General features: G+C 65.8%; 25 protein-coding genes, 1 tRNA gene and 2 pseudogenes. 9 read left to right on the top strand and 19 right to left on the bottom strand.

What is annotated here, in order from left to right; genetic code table 11:
• Nucleotides 1–74: 74 nt before the first annotated feature.
• The 8 genes from rplL to Y705_RS0104190 form a co-directional block, all read right to left on the bottom strand.
• Nucleotides 75–455 (bottom strand): 50S ribosomal protein L7/L12, encoded by a 381-nt coding sequence (gene rplL / locus Y705_RS0104225; protein ID WP_026531939.1) that lies wholly within the window; start codon nucleotides 453–455, stop codon nucleotides 75–77.
• Between the two features lie 57 nt (nucleotides 456–512).
• Nucleotides 513–1,100: a 50S ribosomal protein L10 gene (gene rplJ / locus Y705_RS0104220; protein ID WP_026531938.1), complete on the bottom strand. Its 588-nt coding sequence runs from the start codon at nucleotides 1,098–1,100 to the stop codon at nucleotides 513–515.
• Nucleotides 1,101–1,383: 283 nt separating this feature from the next.
• A complete protein-coding gene (locus Y705_RS17345; protein WP_049822261.1) occupies nucleotides 1,384–2,499 on the bottom strand; it encodes a GNAT family N-acetyltransferase in 1,116 nt (371 codons plus the stop codon).
• Nucleotides 2,500–2,720: 221 nt separating this feature from the next.
• Nucleotides 2,721–3,428: a 50S ribosomal protein L1 gene (gene rplA / locus Y705_RS0104210; RefSeq protein ID WP_026531937.1), complete on the bottom strand. Its 708-nt coding sequence runs from the start codon at nucleotides 3,426–3,428 to the stop codon at nucleotides 2,721–2,723.
• Between the two features lie 147 nt (nucleotides 3,429–3,575).
• Nucleotides 3,576–4,007, bottom strand: coding sequence for a 50S ribosomal protein L11 (gene rplK / locus Y705_RS0104205; protein ID WP_026531936.1), 432 nt, complete (start codon nucleotides 4,005–4,007; stop codon nucleotides 3,576–3,578).
• Nucleotides 4,008–4,143: 136 nt separating this feature from the next.
• Nucleotides 4,144–5,091 carry a transcription termination/antitermination protein NusG gene (gene nusG, locus Y705_RS0104200; RefSeq protein ID WP_026531935.1) on the bottom strand — a complete coding sequence of 316 codons (948 nt, stop codon included), beginning with the start codon at nucleotides 5,089–5,091 and terminating at the stop codon, nucleotides 4,144–4,146.
• 86 nt (nucleotides 5,092–5,177) lie between these two features.
• Nucleotides 5,178–5,435 (bottom strand): preprotein translocase subunit SecE, encoded by a 258-nt coding sequence (gene secE / locus Y705_RS0104195; RefSeq protein WP_162149037.1) that lies wholly within the window; start codon nucleotides 5,433–5,435, stop codon nucleotides 5,178–5,180.
• A 155-nt stretch (nucleotides 5,436–5,590) separates the two neighbouring features.
• Nucleotides 5,591–5,663, bottom strand: a tRNA-Trp gene (locus tag Y705_RS0104190).
• A 223-nt stretch (nucleotides 5,664–5,886) separates the two neighbouring features.
• Between Y705_RS0104190 and Y705_RS0104185 the strand changes: the two genes are divergently transcribed.
• Nucleotides 5,887–7,137, top strand: coding sequence for a pyridoxal phosphate-dependent aminotransferase (locus Y705_RS0104185; protein ID WP_253908475.1), 1,251 nt, complete (start codon nucleotides 5,887–5,889; stop codon nucleotides 7,135–7,137).
• Nucleotides 7,138–7,182: 45 nt separating this feature from the next.
• On the opposite strand, the gene Y705_RS0104180 is transcribed toward Y705_RS0104185, so the two are convergent.
• A complete protein-coding gene (locus tag Y705_RS0104180) occupies nucleotides 7,183–7,857 on the bottom strand; it encodes a LuxR C-terminal-related transcriptional regulator (RefSeq protein WP_026531932.1) in 675 nt (224 codons plus the stop codon).
• Complete coding sequence (locus tag Y705_RS0104175) at nucleotides 7,841–9,076, bottom strand: ATP-binding protein (RefSeq protein ID WP_026531931.1); 1,236 nt, start codon at nucleotides 9,074–9,076, stop codon at nucleotides 7,841–7,843. Before Y705_RS0104175 ends, Y705_RS0104180 begins: the two co-directional genes overlap by 17 nt.
• A gap of 145 nt (nucleotides 9,077–9,221) precedes the next feature.
• Here Y705_RS0104175 and Y705_RS17340 point away from each other — a divergent pair, with 145 nt between their 5' ends.
• The 4 genes from Y705_RS17340 to Y705_RS17330 all read left to right on the top strand — a co-directional run bounded on the left by Y705_RS17340 (nucleotide 9,222) and on the right by Y705_RS17330 (nucleotide 12,151).
• The gene (locus tag Y705_RS17340) at nucleotides 9,222–10,763 is read left to right on the top strand and encodes a PspC domain-containing protein (protein WP_081737775.1); all 1,542 of its coding nucleotides are present in this window, start codon (nucleotides 9,222–9,224) and stop codon (nucleotides 10,761–10,763) included.
• Nucleotides 10,760–10,987 (top strand): hypothetical protein, encoded by a 228-nt coding sequence (locus tag Y705_RS17335; RefSeq protein ID WP_049822259.1) that lies wholly within the window; start codon nucleotides 10,760–10,762, stop codon nucleotides 10,985–10,987. The genes Y705_RS17340 and Y705_RS17335 overlap by 4 nt, the downstream gene beginning before the upstream one ends.
• Before the next feature lie 63 nt (nucleotides 10,988–11,050).
• Nucleotides 11,051–11,293 (top strand): PspC domain-containing protein, encoded by a 243-nt coding sequence (locus Y705_RS0104160; RefSeq protein WP_026531930.1) that lies wholly within the window; start codon nucleotides 11,051–11,053, stop codon nucleotides 11,291–11,293.
• Nucleotides 11,294–11,380: 87 nt separating this feature from the next.
• Nucleotides 11,381–12,151: a carotenoid biosynthesis protein gene (locus Y705_RS17330; RefSeq protein ID WP_049822258.1), complete on the top strand. Its 771-nt coding sequence runs from the start codon at nucleotides 11,381–11,383 to the stop codon at nucleotides 12,149–12,151.
• An 81-nt stretch (nucleotides 12,152–12,232) separates the two neighbouring features.
• Here the strand turns inward: Y705_RS17330 and Y705_RS0104150 are convergent, their stop codons facing one another.
• The 5 genes from Y705_RS0104150 to Y705_RS0104125 form a co-directional block, all read right to left on the bottom strand.
• Nucleotides 12,233–12,634, bottom strand: coding sequence for a type II toxin-antitoxin system PemK/MazF family toxin (locus Y705_RS0104150; RefSeq protein WP_253908474.1), 402 nt, complete (start codon nucleotides 12,632–12,634; stop codon nucleotides 12,233–12,235).
• A gap of 81 nt (nucleotides 12,635–12,715) precedes the next feature.
• Nucleotides 12,716–13,285, bottom strand: coding sequence for a DapH/DapD/GlmU-related protein (locus Y705_RS0104140; RefSeq protein ID WP_026531928.1), 570 nt, complete (start codon nucleotides 13,283–13,285; stop codon nucleotides 12,716–12,718).
• Complete coding sequence (locus Y705_RS22955; RefSeq protein ID WP_253908473.1) at nucleotides 13,255–13,713, bottom strand: hypothetical protein; 459 nt, start codon at nucleotides 13,711–13,713, stop codon at nucleotides 13,255–13,257. Before Y705_RS22955 ends, Y705_RS0104140 begins: the two co-directional genes overlap by 31 nt.
• A 415-nt stretch (nucleotides 13,714–14,128) precedes the next feature.
• Nucleotides 14,129–15,559 (bottom strand): phytoene desaturase family protein, encoded by a 1,431-nt coding sequence (locus Y705_RS0104130; RefSeq protein ID WP_026531926.1) that lies wholly within the window; start codon nucleotides 15,557–15,559, stop codon nucleotides 14,129–14,131.
• Entirely contained in the window at nucleotides 15,556–16,422 is an 867-nt protein-coding gene (locus tag Y705_RS0104125) for a UbiA family prenyltransferase (RefSeq protein WP_026531925.1), read from the bottom strand. The genes Y705_RS0104130 and Y705_RS0104125 overlap by 4 nt, the downstream gene beginning before the upstream one ends.
• 187 nt (nucleotides 16,423–16,609) lie before the next feature.
• On the opposite strand from Y705_RS0104125, the gene Y705_RS0104120 reads away from it, so the two are divergent.
• Both Y705_RS0104120 and Y705_RS0104115 read left to right on the top strand, forming a co-directional pair.
• The gene (locus Y705_RS0104120; protein WP_026531924.1) at nucleotides 16,610–17,635 is read left to right on the top strand and encodes a 6-phosphofructokinase; all 1,026 of its coding nucleotides are present in this window, start codon (nucleotides 16,610–16,612) and stop codon (nucleotides 17,633–17,635) included.
• 8 nt (nucleotides 17,636–17,643) lie between these two features.
• On the top strand, nucleotides 17,644–18,360 hold the full coding sequence (locus Y705_RS0104115) for a GNAT family N-acetyltransferase (RefSeq protein WP_026531923.1): 717 nt from the start codon (nucleotides 17,644–17,646) through the stop codon (nucleotides 18,358–18,360).
• A gap of 26 nt (nucleotides 18,361–18,386) precedes the next feature.
• On the opposite strand, the gene Y705_RS0104110 is transcribed toward Y705_RS0104115, so the two are convergent.
• The 4 genes from Y705_RS0104110 to Y705_RS0104090 all read right to left on the bottom strand — a co-directional run bounded on the left by Y705_RS0104110 (nucleotide 18,387) and on the right by Y705_RS0104090 (nucleotide 21,445).
• Nucleotides 18,387–18,779, bottom strand: a complete 393-nt coding sequence (locus Y705_RS0104110) for an ankyrin repeat domain-containing protein (protein WP_026531922.1) — start codon at nucleotides 18,777–18,779, stop codon at nucleotides 18,387–18,389.
• Nucleotides 18,776–19,867: a CAF17-like 4Fe-4S cluster assembly/insertion protein YgfZ gene (gene ygfZ / locus Y705_RS0104105; protein ID WP_026531921.1), complete on the bottom strand. Its 1,092-nt coding sequence runs from the start codon at nucleotides 19,865–19,867 to the stop codon at nucleotides 18,776–18,778. Before ygfZ ends, Y705_RS0104110 begins: the two co-directional genes overlap by 4 nt.
• 5 nt (nucleotides 19,868–19,872) lie before the next feature.
• A complete protein-coding gene (locus Y705_RS0104100) occupies nucleotides 19,873–20,472 on the bottom strand; it encodes a nitrobindin family protein (protein ID WP_026531920.1) in 600 nt (199 codons plus the stop codon).
• A gap of 241 nt (nucleotides 20,473–20,713) precedes the next feature.
• Nucleotides 20,714–21,445 carry a hypothetical protein gene (locus tag Y705_RS0104090; protein ID WP_049822263.1) on the bottom strand — a complete coding sequence of 244 codons (732 nt, stop codon included), beginning with the start codon at nucleotides 21,443–21,445 and terminating at the stop codon, nucleotides 20,714–20,716.
• A 216-nt stretch (nucleotides 21,446–21,661) separates the two neighbouring features.
• Here Y705_RS0104090 and Y705_RS17325 point away from each other — a divergent pair.
• Together Y705_RS17325 and Y705_RS17320 are read left to right on the top strand one after the other, a co-directional pair.
• Nucleotides 21,662–21,973, top strand: a pseudogene (locus tag Y705_RS17325) (DNA-binding response regulator); the annotation flags it as partial.
• 301 nt (nucleotides 21,974–22,274) lie between these two features.
• A pseudogene (locus Y705_RS17320) lies at nucleotides 22,275–22,544 on the top strand (DNA-binding response regulator); the annotation flags it as partial.

Genomic DNA, 22,544 nt, shown 5'->3' with positions numbered 1-22,544 from the left:
GGACGCAGGAACGGCCCTGACTCCGAGGAGTCAGGGCCGTTCCTGCGTATAGGCAGTCAAGCTGCCCGAGCAGACTACTTGAGGGAGACGGTGGCGCCGGCAGCTTCGAGAGCTTCCTTTGCCTTCTCCGCAGCTTCCTTGGTTGCACCTTCGAGGACGGCCTTGGGGGCGCTGTCGACAACGTCCTTGGCTTCCTTGAGACCCAGCGAGGTCAGGGCGCGAACTTCCTTGATCACTGCGATCTTCTTGTCGCCGGCAGCTTCGAGGACTACGTCGAAGGAATCCTTCTCCTCTTCGACCTCGGCGCCTGCGCCGCCACCGGCGGGGCCGGCAACTGCAACTGCAGCAGCGGTGACATCGAAGGTCTCCTCGAACAACTTCACGAAGTCCGAGAGTTCAATGATGGACAGTTCCTTGAAAGCCTCAATGAGCTCTTCGTTGGTGAGCTTGGCCATGGCTAAGCATCCTTTCTTTGGTGGTGCACTGCACCGGAGTGTGATGGGTGAGGAGAACTACTTCTCTTCGGGTGCTGCGGCTTCCTCAGCGGGCGCCTCTGCAGGTGCAGCGACTTCCTCAGCGACAACGGGAGCACCGGCGTCTTCAGCTGGTGCAGCACTGCCCTCTTCGAGCTTGATGCGCAGGGCATCAACGGTGCGGGCAAGGGCGGCCATTGGTGCCTTCAGCACACCGGCAACCCGAGAGAGCTGGAGTTCACGCGACTCAAGGGCTGCCAGGGCAACAACCTCTGAAGCGTCGAGGGGCTTGCCCTCGAAGATTCCGGTCTTGATGACGAGCTTGGGGTTGGCTTTCGCGAAATCCGTCAGGCTCTTCGCTGCAGCGATCGCGTCGCCCTTGATGAAAGCGATTGCGGTGGGTCCGGCGAGCTGGCCTTCGAACGCGTCGATGCCGGCTTCCTTGGCCGCAATGCCTGTCAGGGTGTTCTTGACGACGGCAAACTTGGTTTCGCCACCGAGTGAACGGCGGAGATCCTTGAGTTGTGCAACTGTGAGCCCACGGTATTCGGTCAGGACAGCAGCCGTGGATTCCTTGAAATCATTCGTCAGTTCCTCCACCGCAGTTACCTTTGTTGGCGTTGCCATAACCCTCCTTCCGGGGAATATAGGCCGGCTTGTCAGCCCAATAAAAAACGCCCCGCGCAGATGCACGGGGCTACTCGACGGGAATGACGCGTACGTCCTTCGCGGAGAAAAGCTTCGTTCACCTGCGCTGGCCGTCCCTTACGGGAACATTCGGATGCGTCTCCTTACTTTTCCCGCAAGAGTGCTGTGAAGGAAAAGGTGGAGGACATCGACCGACGGTCTTTGGTGCTTCCAGCCTACGCGACGGGGCACGGACTTCCCAAATTGAGGCGCTCATGCCCGCTTATTGCAGCTTCTTCTGCCAGCCGGCAGTAGCACCTACGGGCCGGAACCCGAGCTCGATGTTGACTGCAAGCATGAAACTGTTCTCCGCGGCATTCCAGGTATACAGGCGCTTGACCTCGGGCCGCTCGTCCCGGAGCCGCTCGAGATTCGCGGCCTTCATTCGATAGCCGAGCCGGTGTCCACGGTGCCGGCGGAGAACCAGGGTGTCCTCCTGATAGGCAACATGCGGCGCATCAGCGCTTGAATGAAGCACGGTGTGCCCGACGAGCGCGCCGCTCTCCTTCTCGACGGCGGCGCAGACGAGGCTGAGTCCACCGCCGGCAGCGTGGCGGGCCTCATCGGCGCGGATCCGTTCCGCATCCCACACCTCCTCCTCGAGGAGAAAGCCGCCCAATGGTGCATCTGTACTCATGAACCGCCGTAGAACGGCATAGTGGTGGATCAGGTGGTCCGGGACGCTATCGCTCCAGAAAACCAACGAATAGCCGTCGTCCACGGCTGTCTCGCCGCCCCTCGAACCAGTCGGATCCGGCTCGGCCGACGCGCCTGATCCGGCTTGCTCGACAGACGCGCCCGGCTCGAACAGGCTGATTCGATCGACTTGCGCGAGCTCATAGCCTTCCGCCAGGGCAAGCGCCGCTGACGCACTGTCCCTCGGATATCCACCTGCGCCTCCGGTCGGGACAACCAGGGGCCCGCCCTCCGGCGTGACCGGAAGGCATACTTCGCTCCACCCCATAACGATGGTGCGGCCGAGGCTTCGCACCCGGGCTTCCGCCACCGAGGAGAGTGCCCCGGCCACGCCACGCCTGCGCTCGCCGGGATGCACGAGGATGTCCAGGTAGCACGCGGCGAGGTTGTCCGTCAGGGGAACGTCGAGCACTGCGCAGCCCACCAGCCGGCCATCGCTCCGAGCAAGGAGAACGTTGCGTTCTTCGTAATCGTTCGGCCTGTACGATTCGAGCCTGCGCCCGTGGCTGTAACAGAAATCGTCGTTGCCCCACGTGTCGCGCTGCACGGCGTTGCAGAGTTCGCTGAACCGGATGAAGGCTTCCCTCCCGCGTCCCTCGAGGCTTTCGGGAATGACCAACGGGTCGACCTGCAGCTCTGGCATCGTCATCCCACCAGCGTAGGCGTACTGATTGGGAACTGCCAACTACTAACCGGAAGCGGGCCGGTCAGCGGCAACGTTGGCCGTCAATGGCGGCAAATCCGGTGCGCCATGGCCTCTGCAACGACCGCCGATAGCCCACCAAGATCACGACGACGACGGCGCGACAGGGAGCAAAAAAGGCCCGCACCGAAAACGGTGCGGGCCTTTTTCAGGAGCTGGACCTAGACGACTGCCAGGACCTTGGTGACGTTCGGGTCGACGGGGATGCCCGGACCGAAGGTGGTGGAAACCGTGGCCTTCTGGATGTACCGACCCTTCGAAGCGGAAGGCTTCAGGCGCAGTACCTCTTCAAGCGCCGCGGCGTAGTTCTCCGCGAGCTTCTGGACGTCGAAGGACACCTTGCCGATGATGAAGTGGAGGTTGGAGTGCTTGTCCACGCGGAAGTCGATCTTTCCGCCCTTGATGTCCGTGACTGCCTTCGCGACGTCTGCTGTGACAGTCCCGGTCTTCGGGTTCGGCATCAGGTTACGTGGGCCGAGGATCTTGCCCAGGCGCCCCACCTTGCCCATGAGGTCAGGAGTTGCGACGGCGGCGTCGAAGTCGACCCAGCCGCCGGCAACCTTCTCAATCATGTCGTCCGAACCGACGAAGTCGGCTCCAGCGGCGATTGCCGCTTCGGCGCGGTCGCCCGTGGCGAACACGAGGACGCGGGCGGTCTTGCCCGTACCGTGGGGCAGGTTGACCGTGCCGCGGACCATTTGGTCGGCCTTTCGGGGGTCGACGCCGAGGCGGAACGCTACCTCGATGGTGGCGTCGAACTTCGACGGATTCGTTTCCTTCGCGAGAACTACTGCGTCGTACGGGGCGTAGTGGGTCTCCGCCTCGATCTTCGCGGCAGCTCCCCGATATGCTTTGCTGCGCTGTGCCATCTGCTTTTTCTCCTTATGCAGTCGTGGTCTGCGGACCGCGCTGGGCCCTGCCACACGCCGCCGTCCACCCGAGGAGGGATCGGCGTCGTTCTATGAATGGAATTTGAGGATGAGGCAGCGGCGCCGCCCCGTCCGGGTAGGGAGGTACTAGCCCTTAACCGTGATGCCCATGGAGCGGGCGGTGCCGGCGATGATCTTGGCTGCAGCCTTCACATCGTTGGCGTTGAGGTCCTCCATTTTCATGGTGGCGATTTCCTCGACCTGGGCGCTGGTCAGGTTGGCGACCTTGACCGTGTGGGGGGTACCGGAGCCCTTGGGGACGCCTGCGGCCTTCTTGATGAGCTCGGCAGCTGGCGGGGTCTTGGTGATGAAGGTGAATGAACGGTCCTCGTACACCGTGATTTCCACGGGAATGACGTTTCCGCGCTGGGATTCGGTGGCGGCGTTGTACGCCTTGCAGAATTCCATGATGTTGACACCGTGCTGGCCAAGCGCAGGACCGATGGGGGGTGCCGGGTTGGCGGCACCTGCATTGATCTGCAGCTTGATGAGGCCGGTGACCTTTTTTCTGGGGGCCATGAAAGGGTCCTTTTCTTGCATTACGTCCCCCGGGACAGGAGCGTCCCGTGGGTTTTCGGTCATCATGGCGTGATGACCAGCCGCCGCTCCCCGACTAAAGCAGGCCAGGGAGAAGCGAAGCTGTGATTCGCAGGTCCTACTGGATCTTGGTGACCTGGCTGAATGAGAGCGTTACCGGAGTCTCACGCTCGAAGATCGACACCAGCACAACAAGCTGCTGTGATTCGGGCTTGATCTCGGAGATGGTTGCGGGCAGGGTCTCGAACGGTCCTTCGTTGACCGTCACCGACTCGCCTACCTCGAAGTTGACCGTGATCGGCGTGAACTGCGGCTTGATCGGCTTGCCCGACTCGGCGTCGGTGTGAACCACCGTGTGTTCAAGCATGGAGAACACTTCCGTCAGGCTGAGCGGCACGGGGTTGTGGGCGTTGCCCACAAAACCGGTTACGCCGGGTGTGTGGCGCACAGCGCCCCACGATTCGTCGGTGAGTTCCATGCGGACCAGCACGTAGCCCGGGATACGAACACGGTTGACGATTTTCCGGGCCGTGTTCTTGATCTCCACGACCTCTTCCATGGGTACCTGGATTTCGTAGATGAAATCCTCCATGTCGAGTGTCTGGATACGGGTCTCGAGGTTCGCCTTGACCCGGTTCTCGTAGCCTGCGTAGGAGTGGATGACATACCAGTCACCGTCCTGGCGCCGAAGCTTCGCCTTGAAGGCGGCAACCGGATCTTCCGGTGCGGGAACGTCAGCCTCTGCCTCGGTTTCGCCGGCGTCAGCAGCTTCGTCAGCACCCTCACCGGCGTCAGAAACACCGTCGACGTCCGGATCGACAGCTACGTCCGGATCCACAGCAACGTCCGGATCCACAGCAACGTCCGGATCCACAGCAACGTCGGGATCCACATCCGCACCCGGATCGACAACTGCATCCGAATCTGGATCCAGATCCGCAGGAGCTTCCGCCGTCGCGTCGGCACCAGCGGCGTCGGATGCCCCGTCCGCCTCCGTTACCTGATCCTCGTTCTCCAGACCATCATCTTCAGTTGTGATCTGCCGTTCGAGTTCTTGCTCGGACACCTAGCCGCCTGCTTTCTGGAAATCTTCAGCCTTGCATTGCTTGTACTCGTTGAACCACGCCGGGACGCCGCGGAGCCGGATCAGCGTCAGCTGTCTCCGAACACCCAGACGGCGCCGGTGCCGAACAGGAAATCGAGCCCGGTCACGATGAGGATCATGATCACCACGAAGGTAAGCACGGTAATGGTGAACCTCACCAGCTCCCGGCGTGTGGGGGTGACAACCTTGCGGAGCTCCGCGATCACCTGGCGAACGAAGAGGATGATGCGCCCGAAGAACCCGCGCTTGGGGGCTTCCTTCTCGGAAGGGCTTCCCTTGGAGCTGCTCGCAGCCGTATCGGTCACCTTCAACCTCGTCAATCTGTGTGGTTTGCCAGCCGGACCATCGAAAGCGCCCCCAGCTGATTCTGTGTACTGCCGGGCAGAACCGCTGCCTGCACCGAAGCTTCGTGATCTTTTTCCTGTCGCACCGCCGCATTTCCTACTGCGTCGGCTATGCGCAGGGCAGACAGGACTCGAACCTGCAACCTGCGGTTTTGGAGACCGCTGCGCTACCAATTGCGCCACTACCCTTTGTGCTGAACCCGATCCGGTAGCTCTCTCGAGCCGCTTCCCGGGCGCTGTGCATTCCGGTGTTTGAACACCGAGGATCAAGTCTACGCATTCGCCGCGCTTCCGTCGAACCGGACACCCATGGCATGGGTCGTCGCGTGTCGCCCAGGGGCACTTTCCGTCCTCCTGGTAGGCAACCACCTAAACTGGGGGCGGCAATACCCTCTTGAAGAAACGGAACCTGATGAACGCGACCACCGACGATTCGATGCGAGACGATTCCACGCGCCAGAACCTTCCGCGCATCTCCCGCAGGATCGCGTCCATCGCGGAATCCGCCACGCTTGCCGTCGACGCGAAGGCGAAGGCGCTCAAGGCATCCGGCAGGCCGGTCATCGGGTTCGGTGTGGGTGAACCCGACTTCCCGACTCCCGACTACATCGTCCAGGCCGCCGTCGACGCCGCGCGGCAGCCCAGGTTCCACCGGTACTCCCCTGCCGGCGGGCTTCCGGACCTCAAGCAGGCCATCGCGGACAAGACGCTGCGCGACTCCGGGTACAGCGTTGACCTGGCGCAGGTCCTCGTGACCAACGGAGGGAAGCAGGCCGTGTACCAGGCGTTCGCGGGGCTGCTCGATCCCGGGGACGAGGTCCTCGTTCCCTCACCCTTCTGGACCACGTACCCCGAGGCGATCCGGCTTGCCGGTGGCGTCCCCGTCGAGGTGTTCGCCGGCCCCGAGCAGGGGTACCTCGTCACTCCGGAACAGCTCGACGCCGCGATCACCGCCCGGACCAAGGTGCTGCTGTTCGTCTCGCCGTCCAACCCCACTGGCGCCGTCTATGGACCGGACGAGGTGCGGCGGATCGGCGAATGGGCTGCGGCGCACGGCCTGTGGGTGGTCACCGATGAAATCTACGAGCATTTGACGTACGACGGCGTCCCCTTCACCTCGATCGCCACGGCCGCCCCCGCGCTGGGGGACAAAGTCGTCATCGTCAACGGGGTCGCGAAGACCTACGCCATGACGGGCTGGCGTGTCGGCTGGATGGTCGGACCGAAGGACCTCATCAAGGCGGCCACGAACCTCCAGTCCCACGCGACGTCGAACGTCGCGAACGTGTCACAGATGGCCGCGCTCGCCGCCGTCTCGGGGCCGCTGACCGCCGTCGAGGAGATGAAGGTGGCCTTCGACCGGCGGAGGCGTGCGATGGTTGGCGGCCTGAACGCGATCGACGGCGTGGAATGCCCCACACCGCACGGCGCGTTCTACGCCTACGCCGATGTGCGCGCCCTATTGGGGCGCAAGCTGGGTGGGTCCACCCCGACGACGTCGGCCGAGCTTGCCACCCTCATCCTCGAAAAGGTGGAGGTGGCGGTGGTGCCGGGCGAGGCGTTCGGGCCGAGCGGGTTCCTCCGGTTGTCGTACGCTCTCGGCGACGAGGACCTCGCCGTGGGTGTCGGCAGGCTGCAGGAATTCCTGTCCTCAGCCGGCTGAACGCGCGCTGAGGACCGGAGCGGCCGGAGCGGTCGGCCGCCCCGATCAGAGCAGGCGGCGCTCCGCAGCCCAGCGGGTGAGTTCATGGCGCGAGGAGAGCTGGAGCTTCCTCAGCACCGCGGAGACGTGGGTTTCGACGGTCTTCACGGAAATGAACAGCGCTTTCGCCACTTCCTTGTAGCTGTAGCCGCGCGCGATCAGGCGCATCACTTCCACCTCACGGGCGGACAGGCGGTCGAGTTCGGAATCGACGGCGGCAACCGCGGCAGTGCCGAAGGCATCGAGGACGAAACCGGCAAGCCGCGGGGAGAACACTGCGTCCCCCGAAGCGATCCGGTGGACGGCGTCGGTGATCTCCGCGCCCGAGATCGTCTTGGTGACGTAGCCGCGTGCCCCCGCACGGATGACGGCGACCACATCCTCCGCTGAATCCGAGACGCTGAGCGCAAGGAACCGGGTGCCGTTGCCCAGGCGCGAACAGCCGTGGATCACCTCGGCACCCCCGCCGCCTCTGCCTCCGGGGAGGTGCACGTCGAGGAGCACCACCTGAGGCCGATGCTGCTGAATCACCGAGATCGCATCCTCGACCGTCGCCGCCTCGCCCAGCACGGTGATGCTCGGCCCGAGGTCGGATTTGAGGCCCGAGCGGAAGATCGCGTGATCATCGACGACGACGACGCCGACACTCGTGCCTGCCGTGGTCTCAGGAACCCTGTCCATTGCTCTCCCCGCGGTCCTTTGCAGTATGTTCCGGCATGCCAAGCGTGACTTCGGTGCCCTCCGGTCCGCTGCGGATCGAAGCCTGGCCGCCATGGCGGGAAAGCCGTGCGTGGATGGACTCCCGAATCCCAAGGCGGTCCGGGGGCACCGCAGCCTCGTTGAACCCTCCACCGCGGTCGCGGACGAACACTTCCGAGCCACGGGGGCCGAGTTCAAGGTACACCGACACCGGAACGCGGGCGTGCTTGGCGGCATTCAGCATCGCTTCCCGTGCTGCCTGCGCGAGAGCTTCATTCCCCGGTGTCAGCGGGGCGTCCCCCACAGCCACGACGGTCACGGGATAACCGTAGGCGTCCTCCACCTCGGCTGCGAAGGCCCGGATCCGTTCCGCGAGGGTACCGGCGTGGTCCGCCTGGTCCGCGTACAGCCACTGACGAAGCTCGCGCTCCTGCGCCCGGGCCAGGCTGATGACATCCGACTCCGACGTGGCCCGGTTCTGGATCAGTGCCAGGGTCTGCAGCACCGAGTCGTGGAGGTGCGCAGCGAATTCGGCGCGCGCTGCCTCGCGCACGCGGCCGGCGCGTTCCGCCTCGAGGTCGCGCCAGAATTTGAGTCCCCACGGCGCGAAGACGAGTCCCACCCCGCCCAGGACGGCGGCAGTCGCAACCAGGGTGGCCCAGGTGAGCGACCACGGAATGGATCCCGACACCATCACCAGCACGCCGATGATCACCAGGACAAGGCCCGCCAGGAGCCGCGCGAGTCCACTCGCCCGGTGCGCGCCGGCCCGGTCCATGAGACCCGCCCGGCGAACGTCGTCGAGCTGCGCCCAGGCCAGCGCGGCCCCCGCAGCCACCACCCCCAGGGGAAGAAGCGTGCCCCACTCGACCGGAAGGCCCAACTGCTGGGCAGCGAAGGCCGCCGCGAGCAACAGCATCGCGGCGCCGAAGAGGAATTCCTTGCGGCCCGCCCGCCGGGCGGGGTGTTCGTTCATGAACCGTGCAGGCCCGTTCCTCACCTTCACCGCGGCGGCACCGTCCGTTGAGGACGGCACGAAGATCCACAGCCAGGCGTACAGGATGGCACCGGCTCCCGAGGCGAAGGTCAGCAGCACCATGGCGATCCGCACGAACCGGATCGAGAGACCAAGGTGTACTGCGAGACCCGCACACACACCTGCGATCACGCCGTCAGGCGGGCGCAGCAGAGGAGGTCTCATGGCTCAATAGAAGCACGTCCAACTGCCTTTCCTGCGCCTTCCCCGTCCTTCTCAGGGGTCCTCGCCCGAATGCCGGGGGACTCTCAGGGAGAACTCAGGGCGGGCCCCGATTCCACGGAAGGATTGCTGCTGGCAGGATCGGGATATGACCTCAGAACCCGCATCAGAAGGACAATCCCGCTACGCAGGAGCGCACGCCGCGGGCACCCCGGGCGGCGGGATGGAGCAACCTGCGCCGGCTCCGCCATCCAACGTCCCCGCGTCGAATTCATTCTTCAGCTGGTTGCGGAGCCTTGGCATAGTCCGCGCTCCTGACCGCTGGATCGGCGGCGTGGCGGGCGGTCTCGCTGCGAGGACCGGTCTCGACGTCGTCCTGGTGCGGGGACTGCTGGTGATCCTCGCCGTTTTCGGCGGGATCGGAGTGCTGCTGTACGGGCTTGCGTGGGCGCTCCTGCCTGAACCGGACGGGCGCATCCACACCGAGCAAGCCGGCCGCGGTGTGTGGACCGGCGGCATGACGGGGGCGGCCCTCCTATCCCTGATGGGTCTGTGGCGCCCCAATCTTCCGTTCTTCGGCGACAGCGGAGCAGGACCGTTCCTGTGGACGATCGCCTGGGTGGGCGGCGTGGTGTTCATCATCTACTGGGCGGTGAACCGGTCGCGTACGCAGGGCAGCCGGCCCCCCGCGTATCCGCCGAACGGCTATCCGGCAGCCGGTAACCAGGCGCCCGGCGGCTACCCGGCAGCCGGCTACCAGGCGCGCGGCGGCTACCCGGCAGCCGGGTATCAGCAGCCGGGTTTCCCCTCCCCGGAATCCCCGCTGGGATCGACGCGGACAGGCTCACCGTCCACGGATCCGCTGCACACAGGACCAATGGGCACGGGCACCACGGACACAGTTCCCGCGGACACGGGCACCATAAATACGGGCACCCTGCCCACTCGACCGATACCTCCACGACCCATGCCGATGGGTTCCTTTCCTGCGGACGCCCGGCCTTACCAACCGCTGCCTCCCCGCACACCACGACGCCCCATCCCACGGCCGTCGGGCAGCGAAACCGCCCTTCACCTCGGCGTAGCCCTCACCGTGGTCGGCGTCATCCTCGCGCTCAGCGACACCGGCGTCCTCGATCTCGGCAACAGCGCGGTGGCAATCGCGGTCGCGGCAGGAGCCGTGACCCTGGGGCTCGGCATCATTATCCTGGGCATCCTTGGCCGCACCTCGGGCTTCATGGGCCTGGCCGGTTTCCTGGCGGCCCTCGCCGCCGTCGTGCTTCCTTTGGAGCTACCGCAGGGGCGGTGGATCGCCGGGGCGTCCGGGAGCACCACGACTGCCGATATAGCGACGGCGGAGCGCGGCTATACCGCGGTTGCGGCCGAAAGCACCATCGACCTGACAGGGCTGGGAGCACTGCGGGACGACGTCGTCATCCCGGTTCACAGCCTCGCCGGCGACGTGGACATCACCGTCCCCGGCGACGTGCCGGTGGAGGTTTGGGCCCGGTTATTCCTCGGGTCGGTCCAGCTGCTCGACGGCGCGGACAACTTCATCTCGGAGGGCGTGTGGCAGCCCGGCACGCTCGAGCTCGACAACCAACCCACCGGGCCGGCCATCATCATCGAAGTCAGCGGAGCCGTCAGCGACGTCACCGTGACCACACAAGAGACAGGAACCGCGCCATGAGCACCCAGGACACCACTTCCACTCGGCGGCCCCGGGCAGGAACCATCATCTGGGGCGCAGTAATCCTCGCCGTCGGATCGCTCGTCCTCCTGAACCAGCTGACCGACATCCGGTTCGATACCGGCGTCGTCCTCATGGGCCTGCTGGTGGGCACTGGGGCCGCGCTCGTGATCGGCGGAGCACTGTCCATGGTGCGGAAGGACCCGAGCGAACCGCCGTCGTGAATGCCTCATCCACTCCCCGCTACTCCAGTTGCATACCTGCTGCCTTTCAGAAAGTCTGAGATCATGAATACCTTCTACCGCGTCCTCCGCTCATCCCCCCTCAAACGCGCGCCTGGGGGCCTTGCCGGCGGCATTGCTGCCGGTATCGCGCTCTCATTCAATTGGCCGGTGACGTATGTGCGCATCGGCATGCTGTTGAGCTTCCTGTTGCCGGTCGTCAGCCTCCCGCTCTACGGGGTCCTCTGGCTCCTGCTCCCGAAGACCGACGGCACCATCGCGCTGGAGAAGCTACTCACCTCCCGGTAGCTGTCGGCGGCCTCGTTCAACCGGGCTGGGCTGCCCGGTCGGCCAGGCTGACTCGGGGCGCTGCCCCCACCTGCGAGGATGGGAAGCGTGCCGAAAACAGCAGCTGCCCGCCCCGTCCCACGGGTCCTCATCGCCGCGTGCGTCTTCCTGTTCCTCTCAGGTTTTTTCGTGGTGAGGTTTCCCGACGTACCCGGGGCAAGCGTCGGTTCCTATGTGTTCAATGTGCTGATTGCCCTGCCGGCGTTCGTGGCGCTGTGGAGGCACCTGGGCGCGGTGCGCGCGGGACTCGCACTCGTGGCCGTCTCACTGTTCGGCTACCTGATCGAGGGTTTCGGGGTAGCGACCGGTTACCCCTACGGGAATTTTCACTATGGGGATCCACTCGGCCCGAGGGCCTTCGACCTCGTGCCCTTCCTTCTCCCCCTCTCCTACGTTCCCCTGGTGATCGGGACGGTTGCAGCCTTCGCCGGCACGGGAAGTGCTTTCCGCAGGATCATCGCCTCCGGCCTCCTTCTGGTGGTGGTTGACGGCGTGCTCGACCCGGGTGCCGTGTCGCTGGGATTCTGGGTCTGGCCGGGCGGCGGCCCCTACTACGGCGTCCCCCTGTCCAATTACGGCGGCTGGCTGATCTCGGGACTGTTGGCGTCGGCGATCCTCACCGCAGTGGGTGGCCCGCGCTTCAGCACCGCACCGATTCGCCCCGGCCTTTTGGACAGCCTCATCCTGTCCCTGAGCCTCTGGCTAGGCGTCGCTGTCTTCTCGGGTCTGGTGTTCCCTGCCGTTCTTGCCACGGCACTGATCGCCTTCCTGATGGTACGGCGGGTCCAGATTTTCCGCGCCCTGAGTCGGGACCGATAGGCAAGCTTGGGATCGGTATGCAAAGGACAGTGGCCGACTACGACCTGATTGCAGCACGGCACCGTACCAAGGCGATCCGATTCACCCGGCAAGCCCGAGAAATACCAGAAGTGCGCGGTCGAGCCGAACAAGGTCGACATCCGCGAGTCGGCCGAGGTGATTTCGCATATTCACCCGTGGGATCGTTGTGACCTTGTCGACCATGATCCGCCTTGCCTGTTGGATCCCGGTGCCGGCAGTGGGCCCTATAGGAATCCGGATCAGTGGCGCCTCGACCGGATCTGTTGTCAGCGGGCACACCGTAACCGAAGCCGTTGAGTCGAACCGATCGTCCTGGACGATGACGACGGGTCTCGGTTTACCTGTGTAAGCACCACGTGCGGCGAAGTAGATGTCGCCTCGTTTCACTCGTCGGTCTCCGCCTCGGAGTCCCAATCGACGGAGATCGCAACAAGGTCGGCCGACAACGGGAAACCAGTCCATTGGCGGGCCCCACCGCTGCGCATTCTTCGTGCCCGGCCGTCAGCCTCGACGGACACCATCGCAGTTGGGAACCCAGGGACATCAGCTGGGAACTTGGCGCACCACTCGGGCAGGCGAGCCAACAACGATCGAATCCGCCGGTACGTCCTTGGTGACTACTGACGCAGCCGCCACGACGGCATTATCACCGATCGTCACGCCCGGCAGGATCGTGGCGTTGGAGCCGATCCAGACATTGCGGCCGATCATCACCGGGGCCGGGTGCATATCCGCACGGCGGCTCGGACGAAGGTCGTGGTTGAGTGTGGCCACCACCGTGTTGTGCCCGATCAAACAGTCGTCGCCGATGACCACGCCGCCCTGGTCCTGGAATTTGCACCCGGAGTTGATGAAGATCCGCTGCCCGAGGGTGATGTTCTTCCCGAAGTCGGAGTAGAAGGGCGGGAACACAGTCACAGACTCGTCAACGGGCCTGCCGGTCAACTGAGCCAGAAGCTCCCGTACCCGCGCAGGTTCCTGATATCCGCCGTTGAGCTCTCCGGTGATGCGCAGGGCCTCCTGGCTGACCCGGTACATGACCTCATGGAGGGGTGATTCCCCTGTGATGGTCTGGCCGGCGTTCAATGCTTCAAGGAGGTCGTCGAGTTCCATGGTGTCCTTTCAGTCGGATGGTCCAAGGAGCTTGCCTGAGCTGAACTGAGCAATTCCAGCTCTTCGTGCCGGGCCAGTCCCGACCGGCGAACCCTGCTGAGGCCCCGTTGCTGCTCGTCCTCGAAAGTTCGCAGCAGGGTTTGCCGAAGGTCGCTGAGAACGCCTCCTGCTGCGTGGAACGCCGAGTTGTCTCTCTGGGCCAATGGCACCTCGGACTTGGGCAACCACAGCGGCAGCGACCGCGGTCCGGCCCAGTAGCGGACATCGTTCTCGAGGAGCCAATCATCGGGCGCGCTGATCATGTATCCATCGAATCCGGCCACGTCGGCAGCAAGGTCGAGTACTTCTGCGAGAGCATGCTCATCACCCGTGGCGTTATAGACGTCGACGAGGCCTCCCCAACGGACACCGAGGAGACCAGGGTCCAATGTTCGGCCGTCGCTGCCAATGCTTCAAGGGCTTCTGTTACAAGGGCTGGTTCGTGAGCGAGCTCGATGATATCATCCCATCGATCGCCGGCCACCGCTGTGTAGGGCTCTGCGGTCGTCCGGTCACTGTGCATGAAACGAACTCCGGCGGGTGGTTGTCCGGAGTCACCCCGCGCCTGACAGGTCACGGCATCACCAACTGCTACCAACCGTTCGGCTATCGCACGACCAAGCCAGGCAGTACCTCCAAGAACCAGAACTTTCCGCATTCGGTCAGTCAACCCAGACCCTTCATCCCAGTCAATCGGTTCACCCGAGCGAAGCCCGACCGAGCCCGGAGTCCGGAGTCCGGAGCCAGGCAGGACGCTCATCCCGGATTGCATCGAAACGGGCACTTGCCCCGCGGCGGCGCAGGCTAGACCGATCGACCGGCCAGGTGGCGCAGCAACTTCTCCGTGGAGATCATGGCCCCACCCAGCACCGCTGGAAGGCCGCCGCCCGGATGCACCGAAGCACCGACGCGCCACAGCCACGGCCGCATCGGATTGCTGTGGGCCGGAGCGTGGAACGGCCCGCTCATCCATGACGGATGGACCGCCCCGTACAGTGCACCACCGGCTGCTCCCGCTTCACTGAAGTAGCCCGGATCGAGGATCTCGAAGCTCGAGAAATAGTTCGCGAGCGGCTCCGGCAGTCCCAGCACCTGCGTCACCCTGGCCAGTTCACGCACCACGAAGGGATCCTCGAGTGAGTAGGTCCGCCCGTTCGGCGGCGCGGTCAACAGCAGCGCCAAGGTCCCGGAACTGTTCGGGTACACCTGGCCGGCCGGGTAATAGTTGGCGAAGACCATGGTCTGCTGAGGTTCACGGCTCGCCTCGAGGCTTGAGTAGAGTTCCTGCGGCTCGTCGGGCAGCAGGATGCCGTGGCGGGGCGTCCCGGCCGGAAGCTCCCGCTTCAGCACCGCATACACGCCGATCGCGGAACACGTGAGCTTCCGCGGTGTGCGCGGCGAACGTCCGCTGAGCAAAGCGCCGAGCCGGTCCGCGTCAAGGCCGCTGACGACGACGTCGGCCGGGTAGGTGCCGAGCGCCGTCGTGACGGTGCGTGCGCGGATCCGGGTGACCGGCTCTCCAGTGCGGATCTCCACGCCGGCGGCGACCGCGAGCCGCTGCAGCGCCTCCACCAGCTCATAAATGCCGCCCCTGGGCACCCACACACCGTCCTGCGCCATGACCGCGGGCATGCTCGCGTAGAGCGCCGGCGTCCGGGTGGGATTCACACCCGCATTCAGCGTATGGATGGCGATCACTTCCCGCAGACCCTCCGGCAGCCACGAGAGGCTGTCCAGATAGCTCCTCGTGGTCAGTCGGGGGCCGTACAGCCCCACGAGTCTCGCCAGCGCCGGCCGGGACGCGCTGTCCAGCGGGCCGGTGGTCAGCAGCCGGGCGACGTCGCCGCCGAGCCCGCCGTGCAGGGCAGCGAAGCGTTCCCAGGCCGCATGCCAGGGATGGCCGGGCGGAACAGGCAGGACGCATTCCTGGCCGCGGTAGTAGTAGGTGCCCACTTCCTCGAGCCGCTCGAGGTCGAGACCGGCAATGTGCCTCGCGTCGAAGCACGGGTCCGGCCGTGAAACATCGAGACGGCACAGCAACTCATCCCACACGGCAGGAAAGGTGAAGAGCGAGGGCCCGGTATCCATCCGCTGGCCCTCGCGCTCGATGCGCCGGCTCTTGCCGCCAGGATGGTCCTCCGCCTCGATGACGGTGACGGAATGGCCGGCAGCGCCGAGCAGCGCGGCAGCCGCCAGACCGCCGATGCCCGCACCGGCCACCACCACCCGGCTCATGGGTACAGTCCGAGGGTCAGCGCAATGACGAGTTGCATGCCGGCGACAGTTCCTGCCACGTAGGGGAACGCGATCGAGTACCGGTACAGGCGGTGTCCGGTCCCGGGCGACGGCGAGCGCAGCAGCGACACGAGCAGCCAGCCGGCGATCAACGCGTTCACGACGGCGACGGGCAGGTTCACCAGGGCGAAGCAGATTGTGGAAAGAAGCCACCACGCCCCGCTCCAGGCGACGACACCGCGGGCACCCAGGCGCACCGCCGTCGTCGTAATTCCCGCTTCCCTGTCCTCGTCGATGTCCTGCACGGCGTCGAAGGTGTGTTTCGCAGCGCTCCACGCCATGAGACCCAGGGCCGCCGGCCAGACGGGCCCGGCGCCCAGCGCATACGGCAGGAAGACCAGGGGAAACGCGTAGGCGGCGTTGCTGATCGAGTCGAGGTAGGCGCGGGCCTTGAAGCGGAGCGGCGGCGCCGAGTAGAAGACGAAGACCAGCACGTACAGGGCGATCCACAGCAGTGCCGCTGCGGGAAGGGTGGCCACGAAGTAGGCGAGGAACGGCAGGTTCGTGGCCAGGACCCAGAACCAGATGGAGCGTACTTCGGCCGACCGGATGCGCGCCCCTTCGAGGGAGCCCTTGCGGGGATTGAGCGCGTCGGTATCCTGGTCGAAGATGTCGTTCACGCCGTAGATGAGCAGATTGAACGGCAGCGTCAGCCACACCAGCAGGCCTGCCGCTTCCGCCTCCCAGATGCTGCCGGTCAGCCACATCCCCACAACACCGGTTCCCAGGGTGTTGATCCAGAGAACCGGTCGGGAGATATGGACCATCCGGCGGGCTGCGGCCACTGGTCCTGCCTGGAGCACGGCGGTGTTCCTCCTGGGAAGTCGAGCCTGGCGCGTGGAAAGAGACGCTGGTAACGCAACACTACGTGCAGCCCCGGGAGGCCGAAGCCAAACCGGCCGGGCGAAGGGATGTGTCTAGAATCATAGTTGGGCCCGATGACGCGCTCAGCGCTTATCCGTCCCCCAACGCTGAAGGAACGTATCCCCCATGAAAATCGGAATTCTCACCAGCGGAGGCGACTGCCCCGGCTTGAACGCAGTGATCCGCGGTGCGGTGCTCAAGGGCATCAAGACGCACGATCAGGAGTTCGTGGGATTCCGTGACGGCTGGCGGGGCGTTGTGGAGGGCAACATCATCGACCTCCCGCGCCACGCCGTCCGAGGCATCTCCAAGCAGGGCGGTACGATCCTCGGGACATCACGCACCAACCCGTTCGACGGCAACGGCGGGCCCGAAGCGATCAAGGACACCCTGGCCCGGCTGGGCATCGACGCGATGATCGCGATCGGCGGCGAGGGAACCCTGGCTGCCGCCAAACGCCTCACTGACGCCGGATTGAAGATCGTCGGCGTTCCGAAGACCGTGGACAACGATCTCGACGCCACCGACTACACCTTCGGATTCGACACCGCGGTGCAGATCGCCACCGAAGCGATCGACCGGCTCCGCACCACTGGCGAATCCCACAGCCGATGCATGATCGCCGAAGTCATGGGCCGCCATGTCGGCTGGATCGCGCTCCATGCCGGAATGGCGTCCGGTGCCCACGCCATCCTGATCCCGGAACAGCAGACCAGCATCGAACAGATCACCACCTGGGTGTCCGAGGCCAATGCCCGCGGACGCGCCCCGCTGGTGGTCGTGGCGGAGGGATTCGTTCCCCTGCATCTGGAGCAGGCCCACTCCGAGCGCGGCCTCGACACCTTCGGCAGGCCGCGCCTGGGCGGAATCGCGGACCAGCTTGCACCGGAGCTCGAGGCCCGCACCGGCATCGAGACCCGGGCCACCATCCTGGGGCACATCCAGCGCGGCGGGGTTCCGACGTCGTTCGACCGTGTGCTTGCCACGCGCCTGGGCATGGCCGCCGTGGACTCGGTCAAGGACGAATTGTGGGGCACGATGGTCTCCCTCAACGGCACCGAGATTGCGCACGTGGGCTTCGAGGCAGCACTGGGGAACCTGAAGTGCGTGCCGCAGCACCGGTACGACGAAGCCGCAATCCTCTTCGGCTAGGAGCAGCAGTGGAGCTTGACCCTGGGACTGTGGCGATCATCCAGCTCGCGTGGTCGAGGGTGCTCGGATTCGAGGACATGGCGTTCGCCGATGCCGCGGCAGGGCGGCTGTACCGTGCGGACAATGATGCACCGGCGCTGACGTTCGTGACGCTGTTCGGCACCGAAGCCCTGGTTGGACCCGACTGGGCGGTGGCGGCCGCGCAGGACCTGCCCGGCACGGTCCTGCGGCAGCACTCGACCCTCCTCACGATGAGCCGGGCGCATGGCGGGCGGGGATTGGGCGAGGCTCAGCTGTACTTCTGCGATGCACTGCCCGCACTTGACCCCGATCCGTCGGCGGCGGTGTCCAGCGAGGGCGTGTTCGTCTCTCGGCTGGAACGCCTGTGCCCGCCGGACGACTCCGCCGAGGCCGGGCTGTCCTCCGCCGAGCATCCCTTCGTGCTCGTGGACGACTCGGGCGACGGCGACCCTGCGCCCCTGGCGGGAGCCGGCTACGACGTCTGGAGCGGGATCCTTGCCCATCTGGGCGTCCTGACTCCCCCGGAGAACCGTCGGCGCGGATTCGCCCAGCGCATCGTGGCAGTGGCCGTGGAGGAGGCCATGGCGTCAGGGCTCATCCCGCAGTGGCGCGTGAGGACCGACAACACCGCATCCCAGCGGACAGCCCGGCGGGCGGGTTTTCGATTCGCCGGGACGCAGACCTCGGTGATCCTCGGCGCGTAGCTCGGCACCGGTCGACCAGGACCGGTTCAGCCGAACAGCTGCTCGAGCTCTGTCCTTCCGAACATTCCCGCAGCTGCGCGTGCCGTCGGCGTTCCGGCGTCGGGATCCGCACCTGCCGCGTGCAGAATGCGCGCGACATCTGCGTGCCCCTTGAAGACGGCACCGGCAAGCGGGGTCTGGCCGCGGTCGTTCTCCCGGTTGACATCGGCTCCGCGGTGGACGAGGTCCCTCACCAGGGCCGGGTGGCCGTTGTAGGAGGCCAGCATGAGCAGCGTATCCCCGGCGGAATTCGTCAGTTCGGGCGGCACGCCGGCGTCGAGGTAACGCGTCAGCGTTCCGGCGTCGCCCTGCCGTGCGGCGTCGAACAGTACGGAGGCGAGGGCAAACGCCGCCTCCGCGCCGGGCTCGTCGGCAGTCACCGCGGGCTCCGGAGAAAACCGGTGGCGCGACCCACCACCTGCCCGGCGTCGGGCGCAACGATGACCTCCTGCGCCGCCGCGTACAACTCATCATTGTCCTGCACCACCAGGGTCGCCGCAGGATCCACCGACCGCTTGATGACGGCGAGGGCGATGGGCCCCATTTCCCAGTGGTGCGCCACCGACGTCGCACGGCCAACGGTCCGGCCGTCGAGTACGACGGCGCTTCCCTCCTTCGGGAGCGTGTGCTGGCTGCCATCGAGGTGGAGGAACACGAGCCGCCGGGGCGGATGCCCCAGATTGTGGACCCGGGCGACGGTTTCCTGGCCCCGATAGCAGCCCTTGGCCAGGTGGACTGCGGTCCGGAGCAGGTCAAGCTCGTGCGGGATCGCCTTATCGTCCGTCTCGAACCCTATCCGCGGGCGCCATGCAGCCACCCGGAGCGCCTCGGACGCCATGGTGCCGGCCGGCTGGTGATCGACAAGTGAGGTGACCACCGCGTGCAGGGAGCCCTGCGGAACGAGGTATTCGGACCAGGGACGCTCCCGTCCGGGGTGCGCATCTTCCTGCACCGCCGAATAGGGGAACCCGCCACTGGTGACGTCGGGCCAGGGGTCCACCCAGACGGCGTGGTCAGCCAGTCCGGCGACGGGCCCCACCGCTCCGACCACTGCCCAGTCGGCCGAGACATCGGCAATCTCGACACGCAGCATGAACTTCATCCGCTGGAGCCATTCGGCCAGCCCCTGCGCTTCGGATCCCTCGACGATCAGCCAGGTGGTGGCGCCGTCGTCGAGCAGCCGTGCGCCATACTCGATGCGTCCCTGCACGGTGAGCAGCAGGGTCTCGGTGCTGTGCCCGGGTGCAAGGCCCAGCAGGAGCTGGGAGGTGAGGGAATTGAGCCAGCTGAGGCGGTCCGGTCCGGTGACGGTGACGACGCCGCGGTGGGACAGATCCACCACCGCCGTGCCCTGCGCGAGGTTCCGCTGCTCACGGAACGGGTCACCGTAGTGGGCCGCGACGCCGGCATCGGGGCCGCCGCCTTCAACGGCACCGGGCAGTTCGAGCAGGGGGCTGGTGTACGTCATCCGGATCAGGACAGCTTCTTGAGGATGGCTGAAGCGTGGGCTTCGAGCGCCTTGCCGTTGGCCGCGACGTCCCAGCGCCAGTAGAGGTCGCCCTCCACCAGCCCGAAGAGCCGCATGGCAGCGGTATATTCCTTGGAGTTCTGGCCGCGCATCACGAGGTCGGTCGACAACTGGATCTGTGGCCCCTTGATGCTGCCGTAGTACAGCTCGGCGATTCCGCCAGGGTGGACGATGGTGGCGGTGATGTCGAACCCGCCCGCCGCGTTGCGGAACTGCTCCACCTCGTCCGCCGTCTTGAGGGCCGGGACGATGTCGGCGGGCGACAGGCCCGGTCCGACGTCGGCGTCGTTCAGCCTGCGGTCGAGCGCCCAGAAACCGGTCTCGACCGAGAGGGGGCGCAGCCGGGCGCCGTGCTCGTCGACGAGCCAGCTCTCGGCCGTGTACTGGAGGTAGGGAAGGCCGTGCTGGGTGAAGGACACCTGCTGGACGAAACGCTCGGATTCGGCAGTGCCTTCACCGAGCATTCCTCTTCCTTCCCAGGTGCCCAGAAGCCACGAGAGGGGAACAAGCTCGGGAGTCAGGTCGGTGGGTAGCTCGATCGACATGGGTCTGGCTGGTCCTACCGGCTACTTCTGGCCTTTGTACAGGCGCGTGACGACGAGCGCGGCGAACCCGGCCATGCCGAGGCCCGCCACGACCAGCAGGGCGATGAAGAAGATTTCGAGTGCAAGGATCGACATGCCTTCATCCTATCCCGCGCTCGGGGCCAGGAAGACACCGGTTCTGTTGCCCAGGGGAACTCAGGCGAACTCAGGCAAACTCAGTCGAACTCGGGCGAAGAGATGCTCAGGCGAAGAGGAGTTTGTCGAGGAAGTAGACGATGGCACCCACCGAGAGGACCGGCGTGAGCCCCACCGAGAGCGCGGCCAGTGCATTCAACGGTGCATCACGCACCACCAGCAGGCGCCGGACACTCACGATCACGGCGCCGCATACTGCGCCCAGCACGGCCGCAGGCACTGCCGGCACACTGGTGAAGAGCAGTGCGCCCAACGGTCCGGCCAGGGCGGCGAGGACCAGGCCCAGCGGTGCAGTGAGCCGATCGGGCCAGGGCAGCAGCGAGACGGCGAGCGCCGCCAGGATACTGATCCCGGTGACGAGCATCATTCCGGAGTTGGTCGAATTGACGGTCAGGCGGTCAGCTGCAGCCCAGCCCGAGCCGAGGGCGATGGCGAAGACACCGGAGCTGGCACCGAAAGTGGATTCGAGGCGGAGACTCTGCCCTGTTCCGCGGATGAGCTGGATCAGAAAGACGGCGCCCACGCCGAGCGCTACCGCCGCCGGGAACCAGACCATGTAGTTCGGACCTGCCGAAGTCGCGGCCGCAGTGACGGCAAGCACGGCACTCACACTGATTACGGCGGACTGGCTCTTCCTGGCGGGGACTCCCAGGACGTGCGGCCAGCCGATGGCGGCGGCCACGCAGAGCAGTCCGGCAAGGACCGCCACCGAGACTGCCGAGACGTAGGAAGCGCCGACCAGCCCGATGACTGCAAGCCCAGCCGCACCAGCCGCCAAGGCCGCACTCCGCATCTCCACCCTGCAATACTGCCCTATTGCGGGAACCCCTGGGAAACCTGGTGGCGCACTCCCCCGGGCCGGAGGGCTGCCGCTACCCCGGGAATGTGGGTGGGCTACGGGTATACTTGGGCAAATTCTTATCGGGGCGTTCCCTGGCTCCCCCGAGGAATTCATCGCCCGATGATGCGCGTTTTTCCGACAAGTGGAGGATTCATGCCGCACATCCTGATGTTGACCAATACCACCGGATCCTCGGTGGACATCCTGCCGGCCCTTGAGCTCCTCAACCACAAGGTCCACGTCCTTGCGGCAGAGCCGACGGCACTCCTCGACGCGGCGCCCTGCGACGTCGTGATGGTGGACGCACGCCGCGACCTCGTCGGCGCGCGCTCACTGACCCAGCTCCTCAAGGCGACCGGCCTCAGTGCACCGCTGCTGCTCGTCCTCACGGAGGGCGGGATGGCAGCCGTCGCAGCCAACTGGCTCGCGGACGACGTCGTCCTCGACTCGGCGGGACCCGCAGAGGGGCAAGGACCGCCACCGAGACTGCCGAGACGTAGGAAGCGCCGACCAGCCCGATGACTGCAAGCCCAGCCGCACCAGCCGCCAAGGCCGCACTCCGCATCTCCACCCTGCAATACTGCCCTATTGCGGGAACCCCTGGGAAACCTGGTGGCGCACTCCCCCGGGCCGGAGGGCTGCCGCTACCCCGGGAATGTGGGTGGGCTACGGGTATACTTGGGCAAATTCTTATCGGGGCGTTCCCTGGCTCCCCCGAGGAATTCATCGCCCGATGATGCGCGTTTTTCCGACAAGTGGAGGATTCATGCCGCACATCCTGATGTTGACCAATACCACCGGATCCTCGGTGGACATCCTGCCGGCCCTTGAGCTCCTCAACCACAAGGTCCACGTCCTTGCGGCAGAGCCGACGGCACTCCTCGACGCGGCGCCCTGCGACGTCGTGATGGTGGACGCACGCCGCGACCTCGTCGGCGCGCGCTCACTGACCCAGCTCCTCAAGGCGACCGGCCTCAGTGCACCGCTGCTGCTCGTCCTCACGGAGGGCGGGATGGCAGCCGTCGCAGCCAACTGG

Origin of the sequence: Arthrobacter sp. H41, assembly GCF_000520535.1 — a bacterium.
Classification (GTDB): domain Bacteria; phylum Actinomycetota; class Actinomycetes; order Actinomycetales; family Micrococcaceae; genus Arthrobacter_D.
Note: the sequence above shows the minus strand (reverse complement) of the source record. Positions and strands in the feature narration are given on the sequence as shown.